This window comes from Kerstersia gyiorum (assembly GCF_048595715.1).
GTDB classification, from domain to species: domain Bacteria; phylum Pseudomonadota; class Gammaproteobacteria; order Burkholderiales; family Burkholderiaceae_B; genus Kerstersia; species Kerstersia gyiorum.
Genome location: NZ_CP169556.1, coordinates 650,785 through 677,163, shown reverse-complemented (window position 1 = coordinate 677,163; position 26,379 = coordinate 650,785). Strand labels below are relative to the sequence as shown.

The 26,379-nt window shown below is 63.9% G+C and carries 25 protein-coding genes and 1 other RNA gene; 17 read left to right on the top strand and 9 right to left on the bottom strand.

Annotated elements, in window-relative coordinates; all coding sequences use genetic code 11:
• Positions 1–247 precede the first annotated feature (247 nt).
• The 5 genes from lldP (at position 248) to lgt (ending at position 6,627) form a co-directional block, all read left to right on the top strand.
• Positions 248–1,930 carry an L-lactate permease gene (gene lldP / locus ACEW7X_RS02980; protein ID WP_068375241.1) on the top strand — a complete coding sequence of 561 codons (1,683 nt, stop codon included), beginning with the start codon at positions 248–250 and terminating at the stop codon, positions 1,928–1,930.
• Positions 1,931–2,010: 80 nt separating this feature from the next.
• Positions 2,011–2,769 (top strand): transcriptional regulator LldR, encoded by a 759-nt coding sequence (gene lldR / locus ACEW7X_RS02975; protein ID WP_068375293.1) that lies wholly within the window; start codon positions 2,011–2,013, stop codon positions 2,767–2,769.
• On the top strand, positions 2,766–3,911 hold the full coding sequence (gene lldD / locus ACEW7X_RS02970) for an FMN-dependent L-lactate dehydrogenase LldD (RefSeq protein WP_068375245.1): 1,146 nt from the start codon (positions 2,766–2,768) through the stop codon (positions 3,909–3,911). The genes lldR and lldD overlap by 4 nt, the downstream gene beginning before the upstream one ends.
• Positions 3,908–5,671 (top strand): D-lactate dehydrogenase, encoded by a 1,764-nt coding sequence (gene dld, locus ACEW7X_RS02965; RefSeq protein ID WP_420177587.1) that lies wholly within the window; start codon positions 3,908–3,910, stop codon positions 5,669–5,671. The genes lldD and dld overlap by 4 nt, the downstream gene beginning before the upstream one ends.
• A 167-nt stretch (positions 5,672–5,838) precedes the next feature.
• Entirely contained in the window at positions 5,839–6,627 is a 789-nt protein-coding gene (gene lgt / locus ACEW7X_RS02960; RefSeq protein WP_068375251.1) for a prolipoprotein diacylglyceryl transferase, read from the top strand.
• Here lgt and ACEW7X_RS02955 read toward each other — a convergent pair.
• From ACEW7X_RS02955 to ACEW7X_RS02935, 5 genes are all read right to left on the bottom strand, one after another.
• A complete protein-coding gene (locus ACEW7X_RS02955; RefSeq protein WP_420177586.1) occupies positions 6,599–7,336 on the bottom strand; it encodes an SIMPL domain-containing protein in 738 nt (245 codons plus the stop codon). The genes lgt and ACEW7X_RS02955 overlap by 29 nt on opposite strands.
• A gap of 193 nt (positions 7,337–7,529) precedes the next feature.
• Positions 7,530–7,713, bottom strand: a non-coding RNA gene (ssrS, locus tag ACEW7X_RS02950) — 6S RNA.
• Positions 7,714–7,797: 84 nt separating this feature from the next.
• On the bottom strand, positions 7,798–8,109 hold the full coding sequence (locus ACEW7X_RS02945; RefSeq protein ID WP_068375257.1) for a cell division protein ZapA: 312 nt from the start codon (positions 8,107–8,109) through the stop codon (positions 7,798–7,800).
• Positions 8,097–8,540: a hypothetical protein gene (locus ACEW7X_RS02940; RefSeq protein ID WP_127773190.1), complete on the bottom strand. Its 444-nt coding sequence runs from the start codon at positions 8,538–8,540 to the stop codon at positions 8,097–8,099. The genes ACEW7X_RS02945 and ACEW7X_RS02940 overlap by 13 nt, the downstream gene beginning before the upstream one ends.
• A gap of 85 nt (positions 8,541–8,625) precedes the next feature.
• Complete coding sequence (locus ACEW7X_RS02935; protein WP_068375263.1) at positions 8,626–9,186, bottom strand: RNA pyrophosphohydrolase; 561 nt, start codon at positions 9,184–9,186, stop codon at positions 8,626–8,628.
• A gap of 101 nt (positions 9,187–9,287) precedes the next feature.
• Between ACEW7X_RS02935 and ACEW7X_RS02930 the strand changes: the two genes are divergently transcribed.
• From ACEW7X_RS02930 to ACEW7X_RS02885, 10 genes are all read left to right on the top strand, one after another.
• A complete protein-coding gene (locus ACEW7X_RS02930; RefSeq protein WP_420177585.1) occupies positions 9,288–11,021 on the top strand; it encodes a proline--tRNA ligase in 1,734 nt (577 codons plus the stop codon).
• A gap of 28 nt (positions 11,022–11,049) precedes the next feature.
• Positions 11,050–11,481, top strand: coding sequence for a tol-pal system-associated acyl-CoA thioesterase (ybgC, locus tag ACEW7X_RS02925; protein WP_068375268.1), 432 nt, complete (start codon positions 11,050–11,052; stop codon positions 11,479–11,481).
• 14 nt (positions 11,482–11,495) lie between these two features.
• On the top strand, positions 11,496–12,176 hold the full coding sequence (gene tolQ / locus ACEW7X_RS02920) for a protein TolQ (RefSeq protein ID WP_068375270.1): 681 nt from the start codon (positions 11,496–11,498) through the stop codon (positions 12,174–12,176).
• Complete coding sequence (locus tag ACEW7X_RS02915; protein ID WP_068375273.1) at positions 12,176–12,631, top strand: ExbD/TolR family protein; 456 nt, start codon at positions 12,176–12,178, stop codon at positions 12,629–12,631. The genes tolQ and ACEW7X_RS02915 overlap by 1 nt, the downstream gene beginning before the upstream one ends.
• Positions 12,632–12,641: 10 nt before the next feature.
• Positions 12,642–13,847: a cell envelope integrity protein TolA gene (gene tolA / locus ACEW7X_RS02910; protein WP_420177584.1), complete on the top strand. Its 1,206-nt coding sequence runs from the start codon at positions 12,642–12,644 to the stop codon at positions 13,845–13,847.
• Positions 13,848–14,258: 411 nt separating this feature from the next.
• Positions 14,259–15,524, top strand: a complete 1,266-nt coding sequence (gene tolB, locus ACEW7X_RS02905; RefSeq protein WP_068374505.1) for a Tol-Pal system beta propeller repeat protein TolB — start codon at positions 14,259–14,261, stop codon at positions 15,522–15,524.
• A 160-nt stretch (positions 15,525–15,684) separates the two neighbouring features.
• On the top strand, positions 15,685–16,212 hold the full coding sequence (locus ACEW7X_RS02900; protein WP_068374211.1) for an OmpA family protein: 528 nt from the start codon (positions 15,685–15,687) through the stop codon (positions 16,210–16,212).
• A 53-nt stretch (positions 16,213–16,265) separates the two neighbouring features.
• Entirely contained in the window at positions 16,266–16,955 is a 690-nt protein-coding gene (ybgF, locus tag ACEW7X_RS02895; RefSeq protein ID WP_068374214.1) for a tol-pal system protein YbgF, read from the top strand.
• A gap of 4 nt (positions 16,956–16,959) precedes the next feature.
• Positions 16,960–17,631, top strand: coding sequence for a helix-turn-helix domain-containing protein (locus ACEW7X_RS02890; RefSeq protein WP_420177583.1), 672 nt, complete (start codon positions 16,960–16,962; stop codon positions 17,629–17,631).
• 220 nt (positions 17,632–17,851) lie between these two features.
• Positions 17,852–18,529 (top strand): carbonic anhydrase, encoded by a 678-nt coding sequence (locus ACEW7X_RS02885; RefSeq protein ID WP_068374217.1) that lies wholly within the window; start codon positions 17,852–17,854, stop codon positions 18,527–18,529.
• Positions 18,530–18,593: 64 nt separating this feature from the next.
• On the opposite strand, the gene recQ is transcribed toward ACEW7X_RS02885, so the two are convergent.
• Positions 18,594–20,420: a DNA helicase RecQ gene (gene recQ / locus ACEW7X_RS02880; RefSeq protein WP_068374220.1), complete on the bottom strand. Its 1,827-nt coding sequence runs from the start codon at positions 20,418–20,420 to the stop codon at positions 18,594–18,596.
• A 96-nt stretch (positions 20,421–20,516) separates the two neighbouring features.
• The gene (locus tag ACEW7X_RS02875; protein ID WP_130487672.1) at positions 20,517–21,644 is read right to left on the bottom strand and encodes a hypothetical protein; all 1,128 of its coding nucleotides are present in this window, start codon (positions 21,642–21,644) and stop codon (positions 20,517–20,519) included.
• A gap of 168 nt (positions 21,645–21,812) precedes the next feature.
• Between ACEW7X_RS02875 and ACEW7X_RS02870 the strand changes: the two genes are divergently transcribed.
• A complete protein-coding gene (locus tag ACEW7X_RS02870) occupies positions 21,813–22,511 on the top strand; it encodes a response regulator (protein WP_068374226.1) in 699 nt (232 codons plus the stop codon).
• 8 nt (positions 22,512–22,519) lie between these two features.
• Positions 22,520–23,941: an ATP-binding protein gene (locus ACEW7X_RS02865; protein WP_420177582.1), complete on the top strand. Its 1,422-nt coding sequence runs from the start codon at positions 22,520–22,522 to the stop codon at positions 23,939–23,941.
• Here ACEW7X_RS02865 and ACEW7X_RS02860 read toward each other — a convergent pair.
• Positions 23,883–24,914 carry a cytochrome d ubiquinol oxidase subunit II gene (locus ACEW7X_RS02860; protein ID WP_068374231.1) on the bottom strand — a complete coding sequence of 344 codons (1,032 nt, stop codon included), beginning with the start codon at positions 24,912–24,914 and terminating at the stop codon, positions 23,883–23,885. The genes ACEW7X_RS02865 and ACEW7X_RS02860 overlap by 59 nt on opposite strands.
• The gene (locus ACEW7X_RS02855; protein ID WP_130487674.1) at positions 24,911–26,254 is read right to left on the bottom strand and encodes a cytochrome ubiquinol oxidase subunit I; all 1,344 of its coding nucleotides are present in this window, start codon (positions 26,252–26,254) and stop codon (positions 24,911–24,913) included. The genes ACEW7X_RS02860 and ACEW7X_RS02855 overlap by 4 nt, the downstream gene beginning before the upstream one ends.
• Positions 26,255–26,379: the final 125 nt, after the last annotated feature.

Sequence of the window (26,379 nt, the reverse complement as noted above, 5' to 3'; positions counted from 1 at the left end):
CAGCAGGGTGCGTTGCCTGTCGCTGCCCGGCCCCGGATGCCGCCTGCGGCGGCCGTCCGGCACGGAAGGTTTACCCACCTAGCCGCCCGATAATTGGTAATACCAATATATCCTCAAAAAGTCACAGAAATTGCTGAAAACTAGGGAAAACCTTGATGCTAACGGTGAATAAGCCCTGCATATAATTGCTCACCTTTTCACCAAACCAAAAAATTGGTACGACCACTTCCCAAAAGGAGACTCCACAATGCCACAGGCTTGGCCACAAAACTATGATCCGGCGGGCAATATCTGGCTCTCCGCACTGGTCGCACTGATACCCATCATTTTCTTTTTCCTGGCGCTGACGAAACTGCGCCTGAAGGGTTACATCGCAGGCACCATCACGGTATTGCTGGCCCTGGGCGTGGCATTGCTGTTCTACCGCATGCCCATCAGCGGCGCGCTGGCGTCCGTGGTCTACGGTTTCTTCTACGGCCTGTGGCCCATTGCCTGGATCATCGTCGCGGCGGTCTTCCTCTACAAAGTCTCGGTCAAGACCGGGCAGTTCGACATCATCCGCGCCTCCATCCTGTCCATCACGCCAGACCAGCGACTGCAACTGATCCTGGTGGGTTTCAGTTTTGGCGCATTCCTCGAAGGCGCAGCTGGTTTCGGCGCACCGGTGGCGATTACCGCCGCGTTGCTGGCCGGGCTGGGTTTCAAGCCGCTCTACGCCGCCGGCCTGTGCCTGATTGCCAATACGGCCCCCGTGGCGTTCGGCGCCATGGGTATTCCCATCATCGTCGCCGGCCAGGTCTCCGGCCTGGACCCCTTTGCCATCGGCCAGATGGCCGGCCGCCAGTTGCCCTTCATGACGATTCTCGTGCTGTTCTGGCTGATGGCCATCATGGACGGCTGGCGCGGCGTGCGCGAAACCTGGCCAGCGGTGCTGGTTGGCGGCGGTTCGTTTGCCATCGTGCAATTCCTGACGGCCAACTACATCGGCCCGGAGCTGCCGGACATCACTTCCGCCATCGTGTCGCTGATTGCACTCACGCTGTTCCTGAAGGTCTGGAAGCCCAAGCACATTTTCCGCTTCGATGAAGCCGAAGGCCAGGCCGGCAGCCAGCAGCCAAACACCGCACAGGCCGTGCCCGCCAGCAACGCCCCCCTGAATGCGGGCAGCATTATCAAAGCCTGGTCCCCCTTCATCATCCTGACCGCCATGGTCACGATCTGGAGCGTGAAGCCTTTCAAGGCGCTATTTGCCGCAGGCGGCCCACTGGCCAACTGGATTCTCAGCATGCCGGTGCCCTACCTGCACAACCTGGTCGAGAAAACCCCGCCCATCGTCGCCGCCGCGACGCCCTATGCAGCCGAGTACCGCTTCGACTGGTTCTCCGCCACCGGCACCGCCATTCTGATCGCCGCGCTCATCACCATTCTGATCCTGCGCATGAAACCCGCGCAGGCGCTGGCAACGCTGGGCGAAACCTTCAAGGAACTGGCCCTGCCCATCTACTCCATCGGCATGGTCCTGGCTTTCGCCTTCATCGCCAATTATTCCGGGCTGTCCGCCACGCTGGCGCTGGCGCTGGCCCACACTGGCGACGCCTTTACCTTCTTCTCTCCCTTCCTGGGCTGGATCGGCGTTTTCCTGACGGGTTCAGACACTTCTGCCAATGCCTTATTTGGCGCATTGCAGGCCACCACGGCCCAGCAGATCGGGATTCCCGAAGTACTGATGGTCGCCGCCAACACGACCGGCGGCGTGACGGGTAAGATGATCTCTCCGCAATCCATCGCCATCGCCTGCGCGGCCGTCGGCCTGGTCGGCAAGGAGTCGGACCTGTTCCGCTTCACCGTCCGCCACAGCCTCGTGTTCGCCGTCATCATCGGCTGCATCACGACCCTGCAGGCTTATGTCGTGCCCTGGATGATCCCGTAAAACCGAGGCCGGCAATGCCCCCGTCAGCGCAAGGCGCCAGACGGGGGCATTGCCGCTGAGGAATGTTGATTTTCTCGACCATGCGCCTTTCCGACCAAGTTGCCGAAAAACTGCTTTCACTGATCCAGGCCCAGGGTATCGCGCCCGGTGGACGCCTGCCTGCGGAACGCAGCCTGGCTGAACAGCTGGGGGTGTCGCGCACGGCGCTGCGCGAGGCGATCCAGAAGCTGTCCAGCCATGGCATCCTCGTGAGCAAGATCGGCTCCGGCACATTTCTTCAGGCCGCCGCGCACCAATGGCCGCAACAGTCAATCTCACCGCTGGCCGCGCTGATGCTGGAAGACCCGCATTACCGCTACGACGTCCTGGAAGCCCGCGCTGCGCTGGAATCCAATACGGCCGCCCTGGCAGCACTGCGCGCCACCGACGAAGACAAAGAAAAAATCCAGCGCTGCTATGAGCAGATGATTGCCCACCAGCAGCGCGGCGACGTCACGCAATCCGCGCATGCCGATGCGCAATTCCACCTGGCCATCGCCGAAGCTTCCCACAACCTGGTCCTGCTGCAGGTCATGCGCGGCCTGTTCGACCTGGTTCTTTCTACCGTGGCGCAAAACCGCCGCGTCATGTTCATCCACGATAGCCCGTCCTCACAGGACAAACTCACCATCCAGCATGAAAGCCTGATGCAGGCCATTCTTGCAGGAGACCCCGAGCGTGCCCGCAGCATCATCAGCGATCACCTGGAGTACGTGCGAGTCACGCTGCACAAAATGGATGACGACATTGCCAGGCGCGAGCGCTCCGCCCGCCTGCCCTCTCTGGAAATACAGCCATGATCATCTCTTCTCCCTCCGACTACCGCCTGGCCGCCAAGAAACGCCTGCCGCCCTTCCTGTTCCACTACATCGACGGCGGCGCGTATTCCGAAGACACCCTGCGCCACAATGTCAGCGACCTGTCAGAGATCCTGCTGCGCCAGCGCATCCTGAAAGACACGGCCACCCTGGACCTGAGCACCCGGCTGTTCGACGAAACGCTGTCCATGCCGCTGGCGCTCTCGCCCGTCGGCCTGACCGGCATGTATGCGCGCCGTGGCGAAGTCCAGGCCGCACGCGCGGCGGATGCCAAGGGCATCCCCTTCACCATGTCCAGCGTTTCGGTCTGCCCGATCGAGGAAGTAACGCCCAAGATCAAGCGCCCCATGTGGTTCCAGCTGTATGTCCTGAAAGACCGCGGCTTCATGCGCAATGTGCTGGAACGCGCCCGCGATGCCGGTTGCTCGACGCTGGTCTTCACGGTGGACATGCCCATCCCCGGCGCACGCTACCGCGACGCCCATTCAGGCATGAGCGGCCCCAATGCCAACCTGCGCCGTTATCTGCAGGCCGTCACCCGCCCGGGCTGGTCCTGGGACGTCGGCCTGTTTGGCCGTCCCCATGATCTGGGCAACATCTCGGCCTACCTGGGCAAGCCCACCGGCCTGGAAGACTACATGGGCTACCTGGGCGCCAACTTCGACCCCACCATTTCCTGGAAAGACCTGGAATGGATACGCGATTTCTGGCAAGGCCCCATGGTCATCAAGGGCATTCTTGATCCTGAAGACGCTCGCGATGCCGTCCGTTTCGGCGCCGATGGCATCGTCGTGTCCAACCATGGCGGCCGCCAGCTCGACGGCGTGCTCTCCGCCGCCAAGGCACTGCCTCCCATTGCCGACGCAGTCAAGGGGCAACTGAAAATCCTGGTCGATTCCGGCGTACGCAGCGGCCTGGATGTGGTCCGCATGATGGCGCTGGGCGCAGACCTGGCCATGATAGGCCGCGCCTATATCTACGCGCTGGCTGCCGGCGGCCAGGAAGCTGTGGCAAACTTGCTGAACCTGTTCGACAAGGAAATCCGCGTCGCCATGACCCTGACCGGCGCGCGGAATATCGGTGAAATCACTTCCGACCTGCTGGTCAAGGAGGGACTCGCATGACCACCGAAAGCACTGACAGCACCGCCAGTGACGGCCCCCAGCTGCTGTCCCGGTTGCGCCAGCTGGTCGGCGCCGACAACGTCCTGACCCATGCCTCCGCCACCCGGCGCTTCCGCAAGGGGCATCGTACCGGCGAAGGCAAAGTCCTCGCCGTCGTGCGGCCCGGCACGCTGCTCGAACAATGGCAGGCAGTACAGGCCATTGTCGCTTCGGGCCGCATTGTCCTGATGCAGGCAGCGAACACCGGCCTGACCGGCGGCTCGACGCCGGACGGCAACGACTACGACCGCGAAATCGTCCTGATCAACACGATGCGCATCACTGGCGTGCAGGTCATACGTGGCGGCGAGCAAGTTGTCTGCCTGCCCGGCGCCACGCTGGACCGCCTGGAGCAAACCCTGGCCCCCCTGGGCCGCGAACCACACTCGGTGATTGGTTCCTCCTGCATAGGCGCATCGGTGCTGGGCGGAGTCTGCAACAATTCCGGTGGCGCACTGGTGCGGCGCGGCCCGGCCTACACCGAACTGGCCCTGTACGCCCGGGTCCGGGAAGACGGCGAACTGGAGCTCGTCAATCACCTCGGTATCCGGTTAGGTGACACGCCCGAGGAAATCCTGACCCGCCTGCAGTCCGGTGACTACCAGCCCGAGGACATCGCCAACGACGCCGGTGCAGCATCGGACCCACGCTATGCCGAACACGTCCGGCAGGTAGACGAGCCCACGCCCGCGCGCTTCAATGCCGACCCCTCGCGACTGCACGAAGCGTCCGGCTCTGCCGGGCGCGTCTGCCTGTTTGCGGTGCGCCTGGATACCTTCCCGCGCGAACCGAGCACGGTGTTCTATATCGGCAGCAACAACCCCGACGACCTCACCGAGGTGCGCCGCCACCTGCTGACTGAACTGCCCAGCCTGCCCATCGCCGGCGAATACATCCACCGCACGGCGTTCGACATCGGCGCGAAGTACGGCAAGGATGTGTTCCTGCTGATCGACAAGTTCGGCACGGCGCGCGTCCCCAAGGCCTTCGCCATCAAAAGCCGCATTGACGACGTCTGCGAACGCCTGGGTCTGCCAGGCCTCACCGACCACGTGCTGCAGGCTTTCACCGCGCTGCTGCCCAATCACCTGCCGCGCCGCATGCGCGATTACCGCGACCGCTACGAGCACCACCTGCTGCTGCGCGTCTCCAACGATACGGCCGACGCCACGCGCGCCTTCCTGCAACAGCATTTCGGCGGCAGCAGCAGCGGCGCCTATTTCGAGTGCGACGCGGAAGAAGGCCGCAAGGCCTTCCTACACCGCTTTGCCATCGCCGGGGCAGCCATCCGCTACCGCGACACGCATCGCCGCTCGGTCCAGGACATCGTCGCCCTGGATATCGCGCTGCGCCGCAACGACCGCGACTGGGTAGAACAACTGCCCCAGGAGATGGAAGGCGACATCATCCACAAGCTTTACTACGGCCACTTCTTCTGCCACGTCTTCCACCAGGACTACATTGTCCGCAAGGGCGTGGACCCGCTGGCAATGGAACACAGCATGTGGAAACTGCTGGATGCGCGCCAGGCGGAATACCCGGCCGAGCACAATGTCGGCCATCTTTACGTCGCCAAGCCGGCGCTGGCCGATTTTTACCGCCAGCTCGACCCGACCAATACCTTCAATCCCGGCATCGGCCATACCTCCAAGCTCAAGCATTGGGGCAATTGCTGCGAACAGCGCGGCCTGCCTGCGGCCTACCGCAGCAGCCAGGACTGAAGCACCTGATGCAGGCTCGGGACGGATACCGCCAGTCCCGAGCCTGCCGGCAGGGAACTTGCCTGCCGGGCCATGGTCACTTTCTGCCGGGCCATGGTCACTTTCCAGTCCAGCAGCGGCTGGTATGATCGCCGCATTGCTCCTCTGGCTTCCTGCTCCCTCATATCATGCTGCAACATCCGGAATTCAACCCCATTGCCCTGCAGCTCGGCCCGCTGGCCGTGCACTGGTACGGGCTGATGTACTTATGCGGTTTCGTTTCCGCCTGGCTGCTGGGCCGCTGGCGTATCCGCCATGGCGGACTGACCCGCCTGACCGAACGCGATCTCGACGACATCATTTTCTATGGCGTCATCGGCGTAATCCTGGGCGGCCGCCTGGGCTATGTGCTGTTCTACAAGCCTGCCTACTATCTGTCGCATCCGCTGGAAATCTTTTACCTCTGGGAAGGCGGCATGGCCTTCCATGGCGGGCTGCTGGGCGTGGTCATCGCGCTGCTGCTGTTTGCACGCAGCCGCAAGTATTCGGTGCTGGAAGTCGGCGATTTCGTTACCCCGCTGATCCCCCTCGGGCTGGCATTCGGCCGCCTGGGCAATTTCATCAATGGTGAATTATGGGGGCGCGCAACCAATGTACCCTGGGGCATGGTGTTCCCCCAGGCGCAGGATGGCATTGCACGTCACCCGTCGCAGTTGTATCAGATGAGCCTGGAAGGCCTGGCGCTGTTCGTGATCGTCTGGTTCTTCGCGCTGCGGCCCAGGCCCGCCGGGCAGATCAGCGGCCTGTTCCTGGCCGGCTACGGCATCTTCCGCTTCGCTGTCGAGTTCACCCGTGAACCCGACAGCTTCCTGGGCCTGCTCGCCGGCGGCCTGAGCATGGGCCAGTGGCTGTCACTGCCCATGATCCTTGCCGGCGCCTGGCTGCTCTTCAGGGCTTCAGAGCAACCGTCCCGCTGACCGACACCGACACCGTCACGGTGTCGGCTTCCAGCGGCACGCTGTCAGCGGCCGCACCGGCAGCCTTGGCCATCATCATCTGAGGACGCGGCGCCATTTCATACTGCACGCCACTGCCGCCCAGGTCGATCTTGCGAATCTCATAGCCCTTGAAGCCGAAGGCCTCGGCCGCGGCCCCGGCACGCTGGCGGAAGGCGTCCGCCGCCTGTTGCAACAGGCGCTCCTCGTGCTTGGCGCGCGCCTCGTCCGAGAGAATGAAAGCGATGTTATCCAGGGGCATCTGATCTTGTACCTTGACGGCCAGCCCGGACGCCTTGGCAAAGTCAGTCGATTCCAGCAGGATTTCAGCCCGGCCGCGCCAGGCGCTGATGCGGCCGTCGCGGTCGGTCTGGGGCCAGATGCGGTAATTGCCGTTACGCGCCTTCACGCCTCTTTCATCACGCAACATCTTCATGGCCGCTTCCAGGTGCTCATTGAGCGCGCGGCTGACATCTGTCTGGCTGGCGGCTTCCGACTCATACGCCAGCGTGAGCAAGACCGTATCCTGTTGAACCTTGGCTGCAGCCTGAGCCTGCAGGGTCAGTTGCGGCGCACGATCGCGCGGCTGGCGGTCTTCACCGTTGCCTGCCCAGGCAGTCGCTGCGGGCAAGGCCAGCGCCAGGGCCAGTGCGGCGCCACGGCGGATCATACGTTGTCGGGTACGCTGCATGGAGTGCTCCTTTATCTACAGGGAAAATAGAATACGGCGAGAATAACCCGTGCCGAACAGGCACCCGCCCGGCAGCAAAGGCCTACAGGCGGCCGCCTGCCGTCACGAAGCGGCCGCCAAAGAAAAAAGGCGGTGCCGCTACACGACACCGCCTTGATTGACTGCGGGAAACGCGTTTTGTTCCCGCGACATTGAATGCCCCGCGTGTGCCGTCCAGGCCGGCATCTCGAACCCAGAGAGTTCAAGTTGGTCGCTCGTGGTCTGGCTTCGGGTTCGTCTGACAAGAGACGATCGCACCTACCGGACGCCCTTACAACCTATGCCATAAAAGCATCGGTTCAGAGAATATGGCCAAGTCACGAACACCGCAGGGACAACCTGCTGGCCAGCTGTGTGATGGTACAGCCCGCCCAATTCTTCACTGCATGTAAAAATGGATACTAAGTACGGCGCCAGATGGCTCAGGAGGCAGGATTTTCCTCTGCCAGCGCGGCATCTATCATCTGGTGCACGGATTCAATTTTACGCTTGAAATCACCCACTGCCAAACTGCCCAGCGGCCCGTCCGGCGCTTTCATGGCAAGCAGTTCACTGGCGATCTGCAGCGCAGCCAGCACGGCGATGCGCTCATTGCCGGACACCCGGCCACTGGCCTGGATGTGGTTGGTCACCCGTGCCACATGATTGACCGCAGCCTGCAAGGTCTGCTTTTCCTCGGCCGAGCAGGCCAGGGAGTAATCACGCGACAGGATGGTGGCATTTACGCGTTCCATTGCCTAGCCTCCGAGCCAGTTTCCTGGGCCGCGACCAGCGCACCAGGCAAGCGTTCCAGCACGGCGTCGATACGTTGCCGCGCTTCTTCATTCACTGCCTGCAGGCGCACCAGCTGGCCTTCGCGCACACCCAGTTCCACCCGCATGCGCTGGTTTTCCGCCGACAGGCGTTCCACCTCTGCGCGCAGACCGGCTGTTGCGTTGTCCACTTCAGTTTGCAGGCTCAGGCGGGAAGCCTCGCACTCATCGAGCAACTGCTGCAGCGTTTCCGCCTGTTCGCGCTGCTCGAGCAACTGGCTTTGCAACTGTGAGCCGCGCCGCACGGCGGCTGCCTCGCGTTCAAGCGCAGCAACGCGCTCGGCCTTGAGGCGTGCCGAGTACTGAGTCAACTGCCCGATACGGGCAACGAGTCGATCGAGATCTTCCAACATATTCGCTATCGTAAACCATCCCGGCATTTCCGCGAAAGCGCCACCCGCCGCAACGGGTGGCGCCTCGCGCCGCATTCCCTACAGACTACAGCAACAGCGGCGTTCCCGCTCCTGCGTCCTGGTCCTGACGCCCGCCCGGACGATGCCGCAGATAACGTTTGTTATGCTGCGCCCGCCGGAACAGGATCGCCGCCAGCTCATTGAGCGCCAGCGAATAGACATCCCGCTTGAAATCTATGACAGAATCCAGCGGCACCCAATAATGACTCCAGCGCCACGCGTCGAATTCCGGGTGCGAACTCGCCCGAAGGCAAACATCGCTGTCCCGTCCGACCAGCCGCAACAGGAACCAGATCTGCTTCTGGCCCCGGTAGTGACTGCGCGAATCACGACGCAAAAAGCGCTCCGGCACGTCATAGCGCAACCAGTTGCGCGTACGCCCCAGAATGCGGACATGCTCCGGCAGCAGGCCGACTTCCTCGTGCAGTTCGCGGTACATTGCCTGCGCGGGACTTTCCCCGTGCTTGATACCGCCCTGCGGAAACTGCCATGCGTGCTCTCGTATACGCTTGCCCCAGAACACCTCGTTCTTGTGGTTGACAAGGATAATGCCGACATTGGGACGATAGCCTTCACGGTCAAGCATCAGCCACCCCCAGCGAATTCAATACAATTACGTGTGATTATACGGTCAGCCTTTTCTTCTGCCGATCCGATTCGACCCTTACTTCGAGCCTCACTCTTACCATGCGCGCTTCACGTTACCATCTGAACACCCTCAAAGAAGCCCCCTCCGACGCCGAGATCACCAGCCATCAGCTCATGACCCGCGCCGGCATGATCCGCAAGCTGGCCGGCGGTATCTACAATTACATGCCGCTCGGGCTGAAGGTCATCCGCAAGGTCGAAGCGATCGTGCGCGAAGAAATGAACCAGGCCGGCGCACTGGAATTGCTGATGCCCGTCGTCCAGCCCGCCGAGCTGTGGGTGGAATCCGGCCGTTGGGAACAATATGGCCCCGAACTGCTGCGCATCAAGGACCGCCATGGCCGCGACTTCGTGCTGCAGCCCACGTCCGAGGAAGTCATCACCGACATCGCCCGCAACGAAATCCAGAGCTGGCGCCAGCTGCCGGTGAACTTCTATCACATCCAGACCAAGTTCCGCGACGAGCGCCGCCCCCGCTTCGGTGTCATGCGCGGACGGGAATTCACGATGAAGGATGCCTATTCCTTCGACCGCGACGAAGCCGGCGCGCAAGCCAGCTACGACACGATGTACGAAGCCTACATGCGCATCTTCACGCGCCTGGGCCTGGTTTTCCGCGCCGTGGCCGCCGACACCGGCTCCATCGGCGGCAGCCGCAGCCATGAGTTCCAGGTCATTGCCGACACCGGCGAAGACCTGATCGTCTATGACCCGGACAGCGATTACGCCGCCAACATGGAACTGGCCGAAGCGCCTTGCCTGTTGCCGGCACGCGCGCCAGCCGCCCAGGCCCTGGGAAAAGTGGCCACCCCGAACGCCAGCAAGTGCGAGGAAGTGGCTGCGCAACTCGGCCTGCCGCTGACGCAGACCGTAAAATCCCTGGTGCTCGCCACCGATGACGCCGAAACCGGCAAGGCCACGTTGTGGCTGCTGCTGATCCGCGGCGATCACGAGCTCAACGAAGTCAAGGTCGGCAAGCTGCCGGGCCTGAAAAACGGCTGGCGCTTCGCCACCGAAGCCGAGATCCTCGAGCATTTCGGTGCCCGCCCCGGTTCGCTGGGTCCGATCGGTACCCCCCTGCCAGTACGCGTCGTGGCCGACACGACCGTCGCCAACATGAGCGACTTCGTCGTCGGCGCCAATGCCGATGGCTTCCACTACAGCGGCGCGAACTGGGGCCGTGACCTTGCCGAGCCGGAACTGGTTGCGGACATCCGTAATGCAGTAGCCGGTGACCCGGCGCCGTCGGGCGGCCGCCTGGCCATCCAGCGCGGCATCGAGACCGGCCACGTGTTCTACCTGGGCACCAAGTATTCCGAAGCGCTGAAAGCCACCTTCCTGGACGAAACCGGCAAGCCCGCGCTGATGCAAATGGGCTGCTACGGCATCGGCATCACCCGTATCGTCGGCGCCGCCATCGAACAGAACCACGACGCCAAGGGCATTGTCTGGCCGCGCGCGCTGGCGCCCTTCGAAGTCGTCCTGTGCCCGGTGGGCTGGGGCAAGAGCGAAGCAGTGCGCGAGCAAGCCGAAGCCATCTACGGCGCGCTGCAGGCCCGCGGCATCGACGTGATCCTGGACGACCGCGACCAGCGCCCCGGCGTCATGTTCGCCGAATGGGAACTGATCGGCGTGCCGGTACGCGTCACCATCGGCGAGCGCGGCCTCAAGGACGGCATCGTCGAAGTCCAGAGCCGCCGCGCCGGCAATGCCGAGCACATCCCGGTGGCCCAGGCGGTAGAAGCCATCCTGGCCACGCTCGACGCTTATTGATCCCTTACCCCGTCCGCAGGACTAAACCATGGTTCCCTCCCAAGCTACCCCTGCAGGCGAAACGCTGGCAGTCCGTGTCTACTACGAAGACACGGACGCCGGTGGTGTCGTCTTCTATGCAAACTATCTGAAGTTCATGGAACGCGCCCGCACGGAATGGCTGCGCCGGCTGGGCGTGAACCAGGCCGAATATGCCCGCGAGACGGGCGCCGTGTTCGTGGTGCGCGAAGTCAGCATCCAGTACCGGCGTTCTGCGCGCCTCGATGACCTGCTCACGATACGCAGCCGCATCACCCGCATCGGCGGCGCATCCGTCGATTTTTTTCAGGAAGTCCTGCGCGGTACGGAACTGCTGGCCACCAGCACCATCCAAGTCTGTTGCGTCAACGTTGACACCATGCGGCCCATGCCTGTGCCTGAGCCGCTGCGCTCCACTTTGCTCACTTTCATTTCGGAATAACGGAATCACCCTCCATGGCATCCTCCTCCGCCGATATGTCGATACTGTCACTGATCCTGAACGCCAGCATTCCGGTTCAGGTCATCATGCTGCTGCTGGTATTGATTTCCATCCTGTCCTGGACCTTCATCTTCGGCAAACGCAGCACGCTGCGCCGCGAGCAGGCACTGACGCGCCGCTTCGAAAACGATTTCTGGTCCGGTGGCGACCTCAACATGCTGCAGCAATCCATCAGCACCCACCGCAACGAACATGGCGCCCTGGCGCGCATCTTTGACGCCGGCATGACGGAATTCACCAAAGTGCGCCGCAATCCGCCCGCCGACCACGCCGCCCTGCTGGACGGCCCGAACCGCGCCATGCGCGCCGCCTATCAGCGCGAAGTCGACAGCCTGGAATCGAACCTGAACTTCCTGGCGTCGGCCGGCTCCGTCAGCCCCTATATCGGCCTGCTGGGCACGGTCTGGGGCATCATGCACGCCTTCGTGGGCCTGGCCCATGTGCAACAGGCCACGCTGGCATCGGTCGCGCCCGGCATCGCCGAAGCCCTGATCGCCACCGCCATCGGCCTCTTTGCAGCCATTCCCGCCGTGGTCGCCTACAACCGCTACACCCACGACATTGACCGTCTGGCGCTGCGGTTCGAAAACTTCATGGACGAGTTCCTCAACATCCTCCAACGTCAGGTGCGCTGATGGCATCACTACGCTCGCGTGGTGGCCGCGGCGGCCGCCGCCTGAAAAACGAGATCAACGTCGTTCCGTATATCGACGTCATGCTGGTACTGCTGGTCATCTTCATGGTGACCGCGCCGCTGATCACGCCCGGGCTGATCAACCTGCCCACGGTGGGACAGGCCGACCAGATTCCCAGCACACCGCTGGAAATCCAGCTGGAAGCGGACGGCAAGCTCGGCCTGCGCATGCGCGAAGCGGGCGCCGAAGTCGAAAGCATCAACCGCGCCGACCTGGTGTCCGCCGTACTGGGCCGCCTGACCCCGGATACGCCGGTCGTCATTGCCGCCGACGGCAAAGTGCCCTACGAAGAGGTCATGAAAGTCATGGATACCCTGCGCGCCGCCGGTGTCGCGCGCCTGGGCCTGCTGGTGGACCAGCAGGCGTCCGACAACAGCAAGACTGGCAAGCGCTGAGCCCTGAATCATGAAATCCTCACGCGATCCCGATCCTAACGTGATACCTGACGACGACGCGCCCAAGCTGCCGCGCAAGGCATTGGTGCAATCCCTACTGGCGCACGGCGTGCTGGCGCTGCTGGTCGTCGTCGGCATGTGGCGCAGCAAGGACGATTCGCGCCCGATACAGGTAGAAATGTGGGCGCCGGGCGACAGCCCCAATGCCGGCCAGCCAGAATCGGCACCGTCCGAACCGGCGCCGCCCAAGCCTGCCCCCAAACCCGAGCCGCAACCAGAACCGAAGCCGGAGCCTCCCGCTCCGCCACCACCGCCTCCCCCGCCACCGCCCAAGCCTCCCGAGGAACAGGCGCCCGACCCTGAAATCGCCCTTGAAGAAAAACGCAAGGCCGAGGAAGCTCGCAAGGCGGAAGATGCGCGCAAGGCAGAGGCCGCCCGCAAGGCGGAAGAAGCACGCAAGGAAGAAGAGGCCAGGAAGGCCGAGGAAAACCGCCGGGCGCAGGAAGCCCGCCGCGCGGAAGAGGCGCGCCGCGCCGAAGAAACCCGCAAGGCGGAAGAAGCGCGCAAGGCGGAAGAAGCGCGCAAGGCAGAAGAAGCCAAGAAGGCCGAGGATGCCCGCAAGGCCGAAGAGGCACGCCGCGCTGCCGAGGCCCGGCGAGCCGAGGAAGCCCGACGCGCAGAAGAAGCCAAGAAAGCTGAAGAGGCCAAGAAAGCCGAGGACGCCCGCAAGGCCGAAGAAGCCCGTCGCGCCGAGCAGGCGCGCCGCGCCGAAGAAACCCGCAAGGCAGAAGAAGCGCGCAAGGCAGAAGCCGCCCGCAAGGCAGCCGAAGCCAAGGCAGAACGCGACCGCCAGTTGCGCGACGCCATGCGCGGTGACGTGCTGGGTGCTGCCGGCCTGCCGGGGGGCGCTGCCAACCGCAACCAGGCTGGCGGCGGCGACGACAGCGGCTACGCCGCCCAGGTCCGGGCGTGCATCAAGGCCGGCGTCTCCTTCCACCCGACCGCCGAACAATTGAACGGCGGCAACCCGGCGGCCGAATTCGTGGTGCAGCTGAACCAGAGCGGCCAGGTGCTGAATGTCGGCCTGCGGCGCTCGTCAGGCATAGCCACCTTCGACCGCGCAGTGGAGACCGGCATCCGGCGTTGCAGCTTCCCGCGCCCGCCGTCGGGCAAGTACCCCGAGCGCATCGACGTCATTTATCGTCCGAACGACTGAGCGGAGCCAGTGCGATGAACAGCCTTCACGCAAACGTCCCGCAGGCAGCCGAGCCCCGTGCCGGGGCGTCGCTGCCTGCGATACACGCGCAACGAATCGTGACAGCTGCGTCATACTGGCCCGCCCCTGCCCGAGGTATTCTATCCGCCCGGCATCCATGCCTCACCGCCCGTCCCGACAGCCAACAGCAAGCGGTACGGCCTGGCGGCAGGAAGGCCCGTTTCCCCCTATTCGAATACGCCACGGCGGCTCCGGCCCCATGGCGACGTTCCCCGCCGGTATCCGGCAAGTACCCTGAAACGATAGATGTAAGCTATCGTCTATACGATTGAAGATCAGGAGCGCAACAACATGACTTTCCCGCCTCTCATACTGGCCTACCGAAACCGGCAGAATCTGCTGGCAAGCTGGATGCAACGGCTGCTCGGCCTGCTGGTGCTGGCTGCCATGTTCCTGGCCCTGCCCACCGCCCATGCGCAACTGCGCGTGGATATCTCCGGCACCGGCGCGCAGCAATATCCGATCGCCATTGCCGACTTCAGCGACGACCCCGCAGGCCGGGAAATTTCCCAGGTCATCCGCGCAGACTTGTCCCGCACCGGCCAGTTCCGCCTGATTTCCACCGGGGCGGCGCAACCGCGCTCGGGCGATGAAATCAATTTCGCCGAGTGGCGTGACCGTGGCGCCGACACGCTGGCCTATGGCACCGTCACCCAGGCTGGCGGCCGCTACGAAGTGCGCTATCACCTGGTCGACACCGTGCTGGCCAGCCAGCTGGATGCCGCCGTGTTCTCCGGCACCGCGCAGGAACTGCGCCGCATCGCTCACCAAATCGCCGACCGCATCTATGAAAAGATCACCGGTGTGCGCGGCGTGTTCTCCACCCGTCTGGCCTATGTACTCAAGCAAGGCAACACCTATGAACTGCAGATTGCGGACGCCGACGGCCAGAACCCGCGCGTGGCGCTGCGTTCGCGCGAACCCATCATTTCGCCGACCTGGTCGCCCGACGGCAAGAAGCTGGCCTATGTGAGCTTCGAATCCGGCAAGCCCGTGGTGTATTCCCACACGCTGGCCACCCGTGAACGCCATGCCGTCGCCAACTACAAGGGCAGCAACTCCGCCCCGGCCTGGTCGCCCGACGGCAACCAGCTGGCCGTGGTCCTGACGCGCGACGGCCTGTCTCAGGTCTACGTGGTCAATGCGGATGGCTCCAACCTGCGGCGCGTGACCCGTTCGCCGCTGATCGACACGGAACCTGTGTTCGCCCCCGACGGTCAAAGCCTGTACTTCACCAGTGATCGGGCCGGAAGCCCCCAGATTTATCAAGTAAATTTGGATGGGAGCAACACTCGTCGTGTCACATTCAATGGAAATTACAACATTTCTCCGAGGGTTTCCCCCGACGGACGACGCTTGCTGTACATTTCGAGGCGCGAAGGCGGTTTCCGGGTCGCCATGCTTGACTTGGCCACGGGAACGGAAACGCTGTTGACCAACGGCAGCGATGACCAGTCCCCCAGTTTCTCGCCCAACGGCCAGCAAGTGTTGTACGCTGCCGTGAATGGCGGTCGTGGTGTTCTGTCAGCCGTATCCAGCGATGGCCGCGTCCGCCAGACGCTCTCCGTGTTGAACGGGGAAGTCCGTGAGCCGACCTGGGGACCGTTTCCGCAGTAACTAAAGACTAATGGCCATGGCTAACATGCCAACAGGAAGTGCCTGTCCGCGCAGCCTCTAATACACGACCAACCGATCGTGCGGCAATGCGGGCAGGAGAACCTGCTGGCACCATGCTTACAAACGTGTGTATCTCCCCTATCTGATTTAAGGAAATAACATGAGATCGCGCTTCGTCAAATTTTCCTCCCTGCTGGCCCTGAGTGCAGCGCTGGCCGCCTGCAGCAGCGTACCGCTCGATGATTCCGCCAACAGCGGCGCCAACCAGGGCTCGACCGGTTCGTCCACCGGCGCCATCGGCGGCGGCAACGCCTCCGGCCAGATCCTGGACCCGTTCAACCCGCAAAGCGTGCTGGCCCAGCAACGCTCGGTGTTCTTCGAGTTCGACAGCTACGCTGTGCCTGAGCAATACCGTGAACTGATCGAAACGCACGCCGGCTACCTGCGCGCCAACGGCAACCAGCAAGTCGTGCTGGAAGGCAACACCGACGTCCGTGGCGGCGCCGAGTACAACCTGGCCCTGGGCCAGCGCCGTGCCGAAGCCGTGCGCCGCATGATGACGCTGCTGGGCGTCAACGACGGCCAGATCGAAACCATCAGCTTGGGCAAGGAAAAGCCGCGCAGCACCGGCACGTCCGAGGCCGACCACGCTGAAAACCGCCGCGTCGATATCCAGTATCGCCGCTAAGCCCAACGGCGCGCCCTCGTGGCGCGCCTCGCAGATCCAGGAGCACCGTGATCATGACCGTATCGACTTCATCCCTGCGCAAGCACCTGCTGTCAGCCAGCATCCTGGCCATATTGGCCACCCCGCTGACGGCGCATGCCTTCGCTGATGACGATGCGCGACGCGCAATCCTGGAACTGCGCCAGCAAGTCCGGCAGCTGACCGAGCAGAACCAGCGCGCGCAGCTGCAGCTGGCCGACCAGATCGACGCCCTGCAGCTGGAAGTGATGCGTTTGCGCGACCAGGTCGAGCATGCCTCCCGTTCGGCGCAACAGGCCATGGAGCAAAGCGCACCCAAGCCCGCCGCGAATACCGAGGACAGTGCAGCCGACCCGCAGGAACAGGCTGCCTATGACGGCGCCATCAACCTGTTCCGCAATGGTCAGTACGGCGAAGCCTCCGAGGCCCTGAACGCGTTTGTCGTGCTTTATCCCGACAGCTCGCTGGCCCCCAGCGCCCGGTTCTATCAGGGCAGCAGCCGCTATGCACAGAAGGACTACAAGGGCGCAGTGACGCTGCTGGAAGACATGGTCAACACCTTCCCCAGCAGCCAGCGCGCCCCGGATGCGCTGCTCGTCATTGCCGGCAGCAAAGTGGAACTGAACGATCGCGCCGGCGCCAAGGCGGCGCTGCAGCGCATCGTCAAAGACTACCCGACGACGCCGGCGGCCGAAACCGCCGCCAAGCGCCTGCAACTGCTCTGATACCTTGCCAGCCCCAAGAAATACGCCCGCCGACACCCGCCGCGCCACAGCGGTGACCGCCGACAGGCAAGCCGACGCTGGCCAGCACTCAGGCGGGCACCGTGAAAACCCACGCTATACCCTGATCGACCTGCCGTTCCGGCTGCGCACATTGCGCCGCCAGCACCAGCTTTCTCTGGCTGCGCTGGCACTGCGTACATCACTGACCCGCAGCTACCTGTCCAAGCTGGAACGCGGCCTCAGCAATCCTTCAGACACCACCATCGAGCAGTTGGCGCATGCCTATGGCCTGACGCGCGACCAACTGCTGGGCTCCGGCCCCGAAGGCCTGGATGAAATCGTCAGCGTGGTCCGCGTGGCGGATCGCCAGCCCATGATACGGACCGGCAGTTCGCTGGGTTACCAATACCAGGCACTGGCCGGCAAGCGCCGCATCCGTTCCATGCAGCCCGTAGTGGTTGTACCGCCTCGGGAATTTCCCGACCGCCAAGCCGCCCAGCCCCATGAGGGCGAGGAATTCATGCTGGTCATCCATGGCGCAGTCGAACTCATGGTGGGCTCGCGTGTCTGGCGCCTGGAAAGCGGTGACGCCGTGTATTTCGACGCCACGCTGCCGCACCGCATGCGTACCGTCAGCCGCCAGGACGCCGAAGTTCTGGTCGTCGGCTCGCGCTAGCCTCCCTGCCGGGCATGCCGCCGGCATCACCTGTTCCGTTCCTCTGCTCCTCCTCTGCCGACGCGGCAAAGCCGTGCGCGAACCGCCGTGGAACGGCATCTGCCCCGCATCATTGCCCGCAGGCATGTACCTGCCGGGAAATTCCGGAATTTGGAAATGTTACGTACGTTCAAGACTGCCGCGTTTTACAATGGCAGGGCTTTCACACACGATACTTTCCATGCGAAATTTCCCCACACGCCTCACCGAAGGCTATCGTTCCTTCCTCTCCGGCCGCTTTCCCAGTGAACGCAAACGCTACAAGAACCTGGCCGAGAAAGGACAACACCCTGAAATTCTGGTCATCGGTTGCTGTGATTCCCGGGTCTCCCCGGAAGTGATTTTCGATGCAGGCCCCGGCGAACTGTTCGTCGTCCGCAACGTTGCCAATCTGGTTCCCCCTTACGAACCCGATTCCGAGTCCTATCACGGCACCAGCGCCGCCATCGAGTTCGCCGTGGAAGGCCTGGAAGTCAAGCACATCGTCGTGCTCGGCCATGCCTCCTGCGGCGGCATCGCCTCGTTCTACGACCGGGCCCAGCCCCTGACCGCCGGTAATTTCATAGGCAAATGGATGTCGCAGATCGCCACTACCGCCGATCAGCTGGGCACGCTGCCAGACGATCGTACGCACGCGCTGCGCAAGCTGGAACTGGCCGTCATCGAACACAGCCTGAAGAACCTGCTGACCTTCCCGTCGATCCGCACACGGGTGGAAGCCGGCACGCTCAAGCTGCATGGCACGTATTTCGGCGTCGCGACCGGCCTGCTGTTCCTGCGTGATGCGGAAAGTGGCGGCTTCCTGCCCGTACTCGAAGACGAAGCCATCGCCGCCCTGCAGCAACAGGCGGACGACTGAGCCTGCGCCAACGCGCCCCGCGCACCCTGGGCGCGCTGGCGCAACCTGGACGAACCTGCCGGCGCTACAGCACCGGCTGCAGTACGCGCTGCAGGATTTCCTCGCCGTAGGCTTCCAGCTTGCGGCTGCCCACACCGCTGATCTGGCCCAGCTCTTCCAGGGATTCCGGCGCCTGCAGCGCGATTTCCCGCAGCGTGGCGTCATGGAAGATGACATAGGCCGGCACCCCGTGGTGCCGGGCGATCTCTGCGCGCCAGGCACGCAGGGCTTCGAAGACCTTGAGTGCTTCCGGCGGCAGGTCCAGCAGCGCTGGACGCGCCTTGGCGCTGGCACGCGAGGATCTTGCCGCTTTTTCGCTTTCGCGCCGCAGCATCAGTTGCCGTTCGCCCTTGAGCACGGCCCGGCTGGCCTCGGTCAACGCAAGCGTACCGTAGCCGTCGGCGTCAGTCATGACCAACCCCTGCGCCAGCAATTGCCGCATGATGCTACGCCAGGCCTTGTCCGACAGATCCGCCCCCACCCCGAACACGCTGAGCGTGTCATGCTGCTGCTGGGTGATTTTCTCGCTGCGCTTGCCGCGCAGGATGTCGATGATATGCCCGGCGCCATAGCGCTGGCCGCGCTCGCGCCAGAGCCGGTAAATAGTAGACAGCAGCTTCTGCGCCGCCACCGTGCCGTCCCAGGATTCCGGCGGTTCCAGGCAGGTATCGCAATTGCCGCAAGGCCCGATGCGCTGACCGAAATAGGCCAGCAGCTGCTGCCGGCGGCACGATACGGTTTCGCACAGTGACAGCATGGCGTCCAGGTTGGCCCCCTGGCGCCGCTTGAAGGTTTCATCTCCAGGGGATTCTTCCAGCATGCGGCGCTGCTGCACCACGTCCTGCAGACCATAGGCCAGCCAGGCCGAGGCCGGCATGCCGTCGCGCCCAGCGCGGCCTGTTTCCTGGTAATAGCCCTCGATGGATTTGGGCAAGTCGATATGCGCCACGAAACGCACGTCGGGTTTGTCTATGCCCATGCCGAAAGCGATGGTGGCGACCATGACCAGGCCATCTTCGCGCAGGAAGCGCGACTGATTTTCTGCGCGCACGGCCTGGCTCAGCCCGGCGTGGTAGGGCAATGCCTGCACGCCCTGGCGGCACAGGAAGTCCGCCGTTTCCTCGACTCGCGCGCGTGACAGGCAATAGACGATGCCGGCTTCGCCCTCGTGCTCGGCGCGTATCATGGCCAACAGCTGGCGCCGCACATCGTCTTTCTCGACGATGCGGTAGCGGATGTTCGGACGGTCGAAGCTGGAAACAAAATGCCGGGCGTCAGTCAGCGCCAGGCGCTGGGCGATCTCGCGCCGGGTTTCCTCTGTGGCGGTGGCGGTCAGGGCAATGCGCGGCACCTGCGGCCAGCGTTCCTGCAACATCGACAGGCCCAGGTATTCCGGGCGGAAGTCATGCCCCCACTGGCTGACGCAGTGGGCCTCGTCGATAGCGAACAGCGCCAGCCGGCCACGCGACAGCAGGTCCAGGCAGCGCTCGGTCAGCAGGCGTTCGGGCGCCACGTAGAGCAAATCCAGTTCACCCGCCAGGAACCGCTGTTCCACAGCCCTGGCCTCACGCCAATCCTGGGAGGAATTCAGGTAGGCGGCGCTCACGCCCAGTTCGGTCAGGGCATCCACCTGGTCCTGCATCAGCGCGATCAGCGGCGAAACCACGATGCCCGTGCCTTCGCGTACCAGCGAGGGAATCTGGTAGCACATGGACTTGCCGCCGCCAGTGGGCATCAGCACCAGGGCGTCGCCGCCATCAATCACGTGCTCGACGATATCCTGCTGTTCGCCGCGGAAAGACTCGTAGCCGAAGACCCGCCGCAGGATTTCCAGGGCCTCAGACTTCGGCATGATGAGGAAGCGCCAGACCTGGCGCAGGATTCGAATTAGACATGCAAGCATTTTACCTGCCGGATCGTACCGCAATCCGGCAGCGTGACATTCGTGTCAGTCTCCGAGAAGATTGACAGGCAGGCTGAGATTCAGGCGCATCCCATAATCACCGGACACGATGTCGCGATCGGCCTCCCATTTGAGCTGCACATTGCGCCGCAGCGCCAGGCTGTGAGCGATACCCATGCGCTGCACCGTGGTATTGCCGTAGCGTACGTCAGAGTAGGTACCGCTGATCGTTCCCCAGCCGGCCAGCGGCACCCCGGTTTCCAGGGTGCCCTGCACCCGCGCCTGCGACAGCGGCCCGGAGGCATACCGGCTCAGGTCGCTGTAGCCGCTCATGGCGTATTCCGCTCGGTAGCCCACTTCCAGCCAGTCGTAGAGGCTCACGACATAGCCCAGGTTATAGCGCGACCCTTCGACATTTTCGTAACGGCTGTGAGCAGCACCGGCCCTCAAGCGCCCCCACTCTCCCAGGGAGTACACCCCGCCCAGGCCGACATTGCGCATTTTGGCAGCGGTCTGCACCTGACCTTCAAGTGTCAGGTCAGGCCGCCAGCCGTAACGCACCGCCGTCTGTCCGGCCGAAACGCCGTACTCGACCGCACCGGTGCCCGCCGTCCAGGGGGAATAATCCAGCCAGCCCACCGCCGATGAATAGCCGACAACCCCGCTGTCCAGCAAGGCGGCATCCTCCATGCCGCCGCTCTGCAACCGCACGCCGGCGATAGGCGCACTGCCCGAGATCTTCAACCCACTGCCTGGCAGGACGCCGAATGCCACGTCGGGCCCCTCCGACCCCCGGTAAATCCAGCGCGCCATGCCTTCGGTCTGCAAGCCGAGGCGGCCGGCCAGTTGCCGGCGGTTGGCGCCCGCGCCGCTGGCCGCGCTGTTCTGCGCACTGCCGCGCGCCTGCGGCTTTGGGGTCGGCTGCCAGGTCAGGCCATAAACATCCAGCGTGCCGGGCGCCGTATCGGCGGGCGCATCGAGCGGCTCGCCTTCCGGCGGCAGCGCCTGCGCGGCCAGCGGCTTGGGTTCCGGTACGGCGTAAAGCCGTACCGGCGACAGGCGTTCCAGGCCACGCGCATCGTCCCAGGCCGCTTGCGTCATACCGGCCAGGCCCGCCAGCAAGCACCCGCTTGCCCAGACCATCCATTTCTGTTTCACACTGGAGCACTTCATTTTTCTGGCCTGTCCCGTGGCTCCGGCCATCGCCGCAAACCCGCCTGGATACTCATTTTCCCGAGCCTCACCCAGGGTGCGGGACATTTCAAAGCGTTTCCACATCTTGATCACCACGCCCGCGCAAGCGACACTGCTCGCATCCTTGATTCTCTTTGACTGCACGCCATGGACAAACTTCCCAGCAAACTGCTGGTCGTCGATGACGACCCTGCCCTGCGCCAGCTTCTTGCCGAGTACCTGAACCGCCATGGCTACGACACCTTGCTGGCACCCGATGCCACCGATCTGCCGGCCCGCATCGCGCGCTACTCCCCGGACCTGATCGTCCTGGACCGCATGCTGCCGGGCGGTGATGGCGCCCAGGCCTGCCGCCAGTTGCGGGAGCAAGGAGAAGACATTCCGATTATCCTCCTGACCGCCCGCGACGAAACCCTGGACCGCATCAGCGGCCTGGAGGCTGGCGCCGACGACTACCTCGGCAAGCCCTTCGACCCGCGTGAACTGCTGGCGCGCATCGAGGCCGTGCTACGGCGCAAAGTCGGCCCGTCCGCACTGAACCGCACCAACCCGGTCAACTTCGGGCCTTTCACCTATGACCCGATCCGGCGCCAACTGTTCCGCGACAACGAACCCATGCACCTGACCGGCGGTGAAATCAATCTGCTGGAAGCCTTCGTCAATAACCCCGGCAAGCCCCTGAGCCGGGAAAAACTGCTGGCGCTGGCTCGCGATGACGACGGCGAACGCAACGACCGCGCCATAGATATCGCCATTCTGCGCCTGCGCCGGGTGCTAGAGGAAGACCCCAAGCAACCGCGCTGGATCCAGACCGTCTGGGGCATCGGCTACCGCTTCGCTCCCTGAACCCTGCAATGAGCCGTTTCCGCAGCCTGGTCTGCCGTTATCTCTTCCCCCGTTCGCTGCGCGCACGGGTCGCCTTTCTCGTGCTTGGCGCAGTGTTGTTTTCCCACACGGTCACCATGATCATGATCGACCGTTACCAGGAACGCTATGTCGATCCCGTCAAGTACGACCTGATCATCACTGCCCTGCATACGCTGCAGGCGGCCGTCACCCATATCCCGCCCGACGAACGTGCCGATTTCGTGCACCGCGCCTCACACGGCCAATGGTATCTGTGGAACCGCCAGTTGCCGGCCGACGTCCAGTTGCATCCACAAGCAGGCATGCCCGGCACTCTGTCGCGCACGGTCAATGCTTCGCCGCAGCTGGAAGCCTTCGTCGAGCGGGTCAACGCCAGCCTGGGCGACGGCACCCTGGTGGCCGCCAGCCAGGGACAAGCCGCCAGGCTCTATATTTCCCTATCGCAGGTTCCCTCTCAGAGCGGCACCAATACGGATTGGCTGGTCGTGCCGCTGGACCGCCTGGACCCGCCGCTGGCGGCGCATATCATCGTCATCTGGCTGCTGTCGCTCAGCGGCGTCCTCATGCTTGCAGGCTGGTTCTCCTGGCATATTTCGCGCCCCATGACACGCCTGGCGGAAGCTGCCGACCAGCTGGCCGCAGGCAAGCCCAGCCGCGTCGAACCCTCCGGCCCGGACGAAACCCGGCTGCTCGGAGAACGCTTCAATGCCATGCTGGACGCTCTGGCCGAATCGGATGCTGTGCGCCGCACCTTGCTGGCCGGACTGCCGCACGACCTGAAGGGCCCACTTTCACGCATGTGGCTGCGTATCGAAATGTCCAGCGACACAACCTTCTGCGAAGGCATGCGCAAGGATCTGCACGATATGCAACATATGGTGGGCCAGTTCCTCGATTTCGTCCGGGGCAGCGACCCGACCGCCTACCGGCCCATGTCCCTGGATATCCGCAACTGGCTGCAGGAGTACACACAGCACTGGCAGAACAGCGGGCTGGACATCACCTTGCACGACCCCTTGAATGCGCCAGTCCGGCTAAGGCTGGACGATAGTGCGCTGCGCCGCCTGCTGGACAACCTGGTCAGCAACGCCATGCATCACGGCAAACCGCCGATACGGATCACGCTGCAGGCCGACGCCCGGCACGCGTACATCATTCTGGACGACCACGGTCCGGGCATTCCGATGGAACGCCGCCAGGAAGCCTTGCGCACCTTCCTGCGCCTGGATGACGCCCGTACCCGTACCGGCAACGTCGGGCTGGGGCTGGCGCTGGCCGATACCATCGCCCGCGCCCATCACGGCAGGCTGAAACTCGACGACGCGCCCAGCGGCGGCCTGCGCGTGCGTGTCAGTATTCCTCGCTCTCTTTCGGACGAGCAAACAGACTCCGATAGTTCATCAGACTGACCACCAGCAGCACCGGCACTGCCACCACGGCAGCAGCAAGCGCCAGGCGCTGCGAAGCGGGATCGGCGGAGCCATCCCAGATCGTGACCTCGTCCAGGATCAGATAGGGGAACAGGCTGAACGCCACGCCAATCAGCATCAGAAACAACAGCAGCAGCGTCAGGATGCAGGGCATCCAGCTGCGCCGAAGCCCCCGGCGGCGAGTCAATGAGAAATCCAGCGCGATCATGCAAAGCAGCATCGCCCCCCAGAAGGCAAGCGCCCCGCGCCAATCGCCGCCATTGCTCCAGCGGTGCAGCACGCCGCCATTGAGCAGGCCCAGCGTCATTGCGACGGCCAACATGCCGGTGGCGCTCCAGGGAATCATGCGCCTGGCCCAATTCACGGCACGCTGCTGCAGGCCGCCGTGCAGCCTGGCCGACAGCCAGCTGGCCGCCAGCACGATATAGGTCGCCAATGCGCACAGGCCGCACATCAGGTCGAAAAGGAGATAGGTCACGCCCCCCTGGTAGCCGGTGGCGATGCGGCCCATGACCCAGCCATGGCCCAGCGCGCTCAGGACGGCACCTACCCAGAAGCCATTAAGCCAGCGTTCGCGGTCCGCAGGGCGCGCACGATAGCGGAACTCGAAGCAGACCGACCGCAGAATGCCGCCCAGCAACACCAGCGTCAGCGGCGCGTACAGCCGCCCCATGACCTGCCCCCAGGCGGCGGGAAAGGCGCTGGCAAACAGACCGGCAGCCAACAGCAGCCAGGCGCCGTTGGCATCGCGCCAGGCGCCCAGGTGCATCCACAACTGCTGCCTGGCGGCCGGCGGCGCCAGCGGCAGCAGCACCCCGACGCCCAGATCGAAACCGTCCAGGATGGCGCCGGCGATCAACAACACCCACAGCACGGCCAGGCACGCCAGCGGCAACCAGAATGCCGGATCCTGAACCTGCATGCCCAGCGAATTGGCGAGCCCCATGATCATCGCAGCGTCTCCCCGGCCCGGCGCACCGGAACGACACCATGACGGGCGGCCTGGAACAGCATGCGCGCAAAACCCCAGACTCCCAACCCCAGCACCAGGACATAGGCTGCCAGGCTGGCCACCAACCCGGCGACAGGCAGATTATTGCCGACTTCGGCAAAAGTGATGGTGCCATGAACGAAATAGGGCAAGCGTCCCATTTCCCCCAGCCACAGCGAAAGCAGCAGCATCAGCAGGCCCGCCAGCGTCAACCATGCCAGCACGCGACGCAAGCCCACCGGCCAGGCCGACATCCGCTGCCAGCCGCGCCGCTGCGCCATCCACAAAGCCAGCATCAATGCCAGGACGACCACCAGCATCAACAAGCCCAGCACCCGCGCCACCAGAAAAACGGCCGACACCGGCGGCAACATGCCCGACGCCTGGTCCAGCCCCACCCAGGTGCCTTCGTCCTGCTGCGCCAGCCAGGGCCAACCGGCCACGCCCAAGCGCCATTCGGCCAGATTGACCTGCGCCGCCGGGTCCGGCCAGGCGAACAGCAGGAAGGCGGACTCACTGCCGCTCTCCCACAGACCGGCCAGCGCCGCCAACTGCACCGGCTGCCAGGCAGCGAGCAAAGGCACCTGCGCCAGCAAGGCTGCGCCCCAGGCCAGCAGACTGGCCAGCGCCATCCAGATACCCAGGCGGCACACCCGCGTTTCACTCTCAGACAATTCCCGCCGTAGCGACTGCCAGGCGGAAATGCCCGTCATCAAACAGGCGACGGCAAAAAAGCCGCCAGCCAAAACTCGCAGCATCATCCACGGCGCCAAGCCGTCGAACAGCAGCGTCCGCCAGTCATCCACATAATATTGGCCGTTGAACCAGGTAGAACCGACCGGGGCGTGGGTCCAGGCCAGCAAGGCCAGTTCCCAGAACAGGGTCAGCGTCAGGCCCATGGCCGTCATGAATACGCTCAGCGCGTGCACACGAGCCGATACCCGCATCTGGCCGAACAGCATCACCCCCAGGAAACAAGTCTTGAACAGGAACACCGTCAGCACAATGGCTGCCAGCAGGGGCCCGGCGACATTGCCGACACGCTCGCCCAGCCCCGGCCACAGGCTGCCGGCCTGGAACAGCACGGGCAGGCCCGAGGCGAACGCCAGTACCCACGCCAAGGCGAAGAAACGCACCCAGAAACGATATGCAGGCATCCAGGCGGCTGCCTGCCGGGCCCGCCATTTCATGCCACAAAGCAGCCACGCCAGCGCCACAGCCAGCGCCAGAAAGGCCTGATGGAATCCCAGCCCCCCCAGGAACTGGACCTGGGCCAGCGCCAGGGCAGTGAAATCCGTCATGGATGAAAGTCCAAGTCCTCAACAGTGCAACGGGCCTGAATGTACAACAGCCGTATGGTCAGTCGTGCGTCTTTGTCGTATCGTCAGGGATAGATGCGGTCTTCCGGCTGGCGCCTGCGCGCCAT

Excerpts from the sequence above, each read along its gene's own strand:
- lldP (WP_068375241.1), top strand. The coding sequence starts at position 248 with ATGCCACAGGCTTGGCCACAAAACTATGATCCGGCGGGCAATATCTGG.
- lldR (WP_068375293.1), top strand. The coding sequence starts at position 2,011 with ATGCGCCTTTCCGACCAAGTTGCCGAAAAACTGCTTTCACTGATCCAG.
- lldD (WP_068375245.1), top strand. The coding sequence starts at position 2,766 with ATGATCATCTCTTCTCCCTCCGACTACCGCCTGGCCGCCAAGAAACGC.
- dld (WP_420177587.1), top strand. The coding sequence starts at position 3,908 with ATGACCACCGAAAGCACTGACAGCACCGCCAGTGACGGCCCCCAGCTG.
- lgt (WP_068375251.1), top strand. The coding sequence starts at position 5,839 with ATGCTGCAACATCCGGAATTCAACCCCATTGCCCTGCAGCTCGGCCCG.
- ACEW7X_RS02955 (WP_420177586.1), bottom strand. The coding sequence starts at position 7,336 with ATGCAGCGTACCCGACAACGTATGATCCGCCGTGGCGCCGCACTGGCC.
- ACEW7X_RS02945 (WP_068375257.1), bottom strand. The coding sequence starts at position 8,109 with ATGGAACGCGTAAATGCCACCATCCTGTCGCGTGATTACTCCCTGGCC.
- ACEW7X_RS02940 (WP_127773190.1), bottom strand. The coding sequence starts at position 8,540 with ATGTTGGAAGATCTCGATCGACTCGTTGCCCGTATCGGGCAGTTGACT.
- ACEW7X_RS02935 (WP_068375263.1), bottom strand. The coding sequence starts at position 9,186 with ATGCTTGACCGTGAAGGCTATCGTCCCAATGTCGGCATTATCCTTGTC.
- ACEW7X_RS02930 (WP_420177585.1), top strand. The coding sequence starts at position 9,288 with ATGCGCGCTTCACGTTACCATCTGAACACCCTCAAAGAAGCCCCCTCC.
- ybgC (WP_068375268.1), top strand. The coding sequence starts at position 11,050 with ATGGTTCCCTCCCAAGCTACCCCTGCAGGCGAAACGCTGGCAGTCCGT.
- tolQ (WP_068375270.1), top strand. The coding sequence starts at position 11,496 with ATGGCATCCTCCTCCGCCGATATGTCGATACTGTCACTGATCCTGAAC.
- ACEW7X_RS02915 (WP_068375273.1), top strand. The coding sequence starts at position 12,176 with ATGGCATCACTACGCTCGCGTGGTGGCCGCGGCGGCCGCCGCCTGAAA.
- tolA (WP_420177584.1), top strand. The coding sequence starts at position 12,642 with ATGAAATCCTCACGCGATCCCGATCCTAACGTGATACCTGACGACGAC.
- tolB (WP_068374505.1), top strand. The coding sequence starts at position 14,259 with ATGCAACGGCTGCTCGGCCTGCTGGTGCTGGCTGCCATGTTCCTGGCC.
- ACEW7X_RS02900 (WP_068374211.1), top strand. The coding sequence starts at position 15,685 with ATGAGATCGCGCTTCGTCAAATTTTCCTCCCTGCTGGCCCTGAGTGCA.
- ybgF (WP_068374214.1), top strand. The coding sequence starts at position 16,266 with ATGACCGTATCGACTTCATCCCTGCGCAAGCACCTGCTGTCAGCCAGC.
- ACEW7X_RS02885 (WP_068374217.1), top strand. The coding sequence starts at position 17,852 with ATGCGAAATTTCCCCACACGCCTCACCGAAGGCTATCGTTCCTTCCTC.
- recQ (WP_068374220.1), bottom strand. The coding sequence starts at position 20,420 with ATGCCGAAGTCTGAGGCCCTGGAAATCCTGCGGCGGGTCTTCGGCTAC.
- ACEW7X_RS02875 (WP_130487672.1), bottom strand. The coding sequence starts at position 21,644 with ATGAAGTGCTCCAGTGTGAAACAGAAATGGATGGTCTGGGCAAGCGGG.
- ACEW7X_RS02870 (WP_068374226.1), top strand. The coding sequence starts at position 21,813 with ATGGACAAACTTCCCAGCAAACTGCTGGTCGTCGATGACGACCCTGCC.
- ACEW7X_RS02865 (WP_420177582.1), top strand. The coding sequence starts at position 22,520 with ATGAGCCGTTTCCGCAGCCTGGTCTGCCGTTATCTCTTCCCCCGTTCG.
- ACEW7X_RS02860 (WP_068374231.1), bottom strand. The coding sequence starts at position 24,914 with ATGATCATGGGGCTCGCCAATTCGCTGGGCATGCAGGTTCAGGATCCG.
- ACEW7X_RS02855 (WP_130487674.1), bottom strand. The coding sequence starts at position 26,254 with ATGACGGATTTCACTGCCCTGGCGCTGGCCCAGGTCCAGTTCCTGGGG.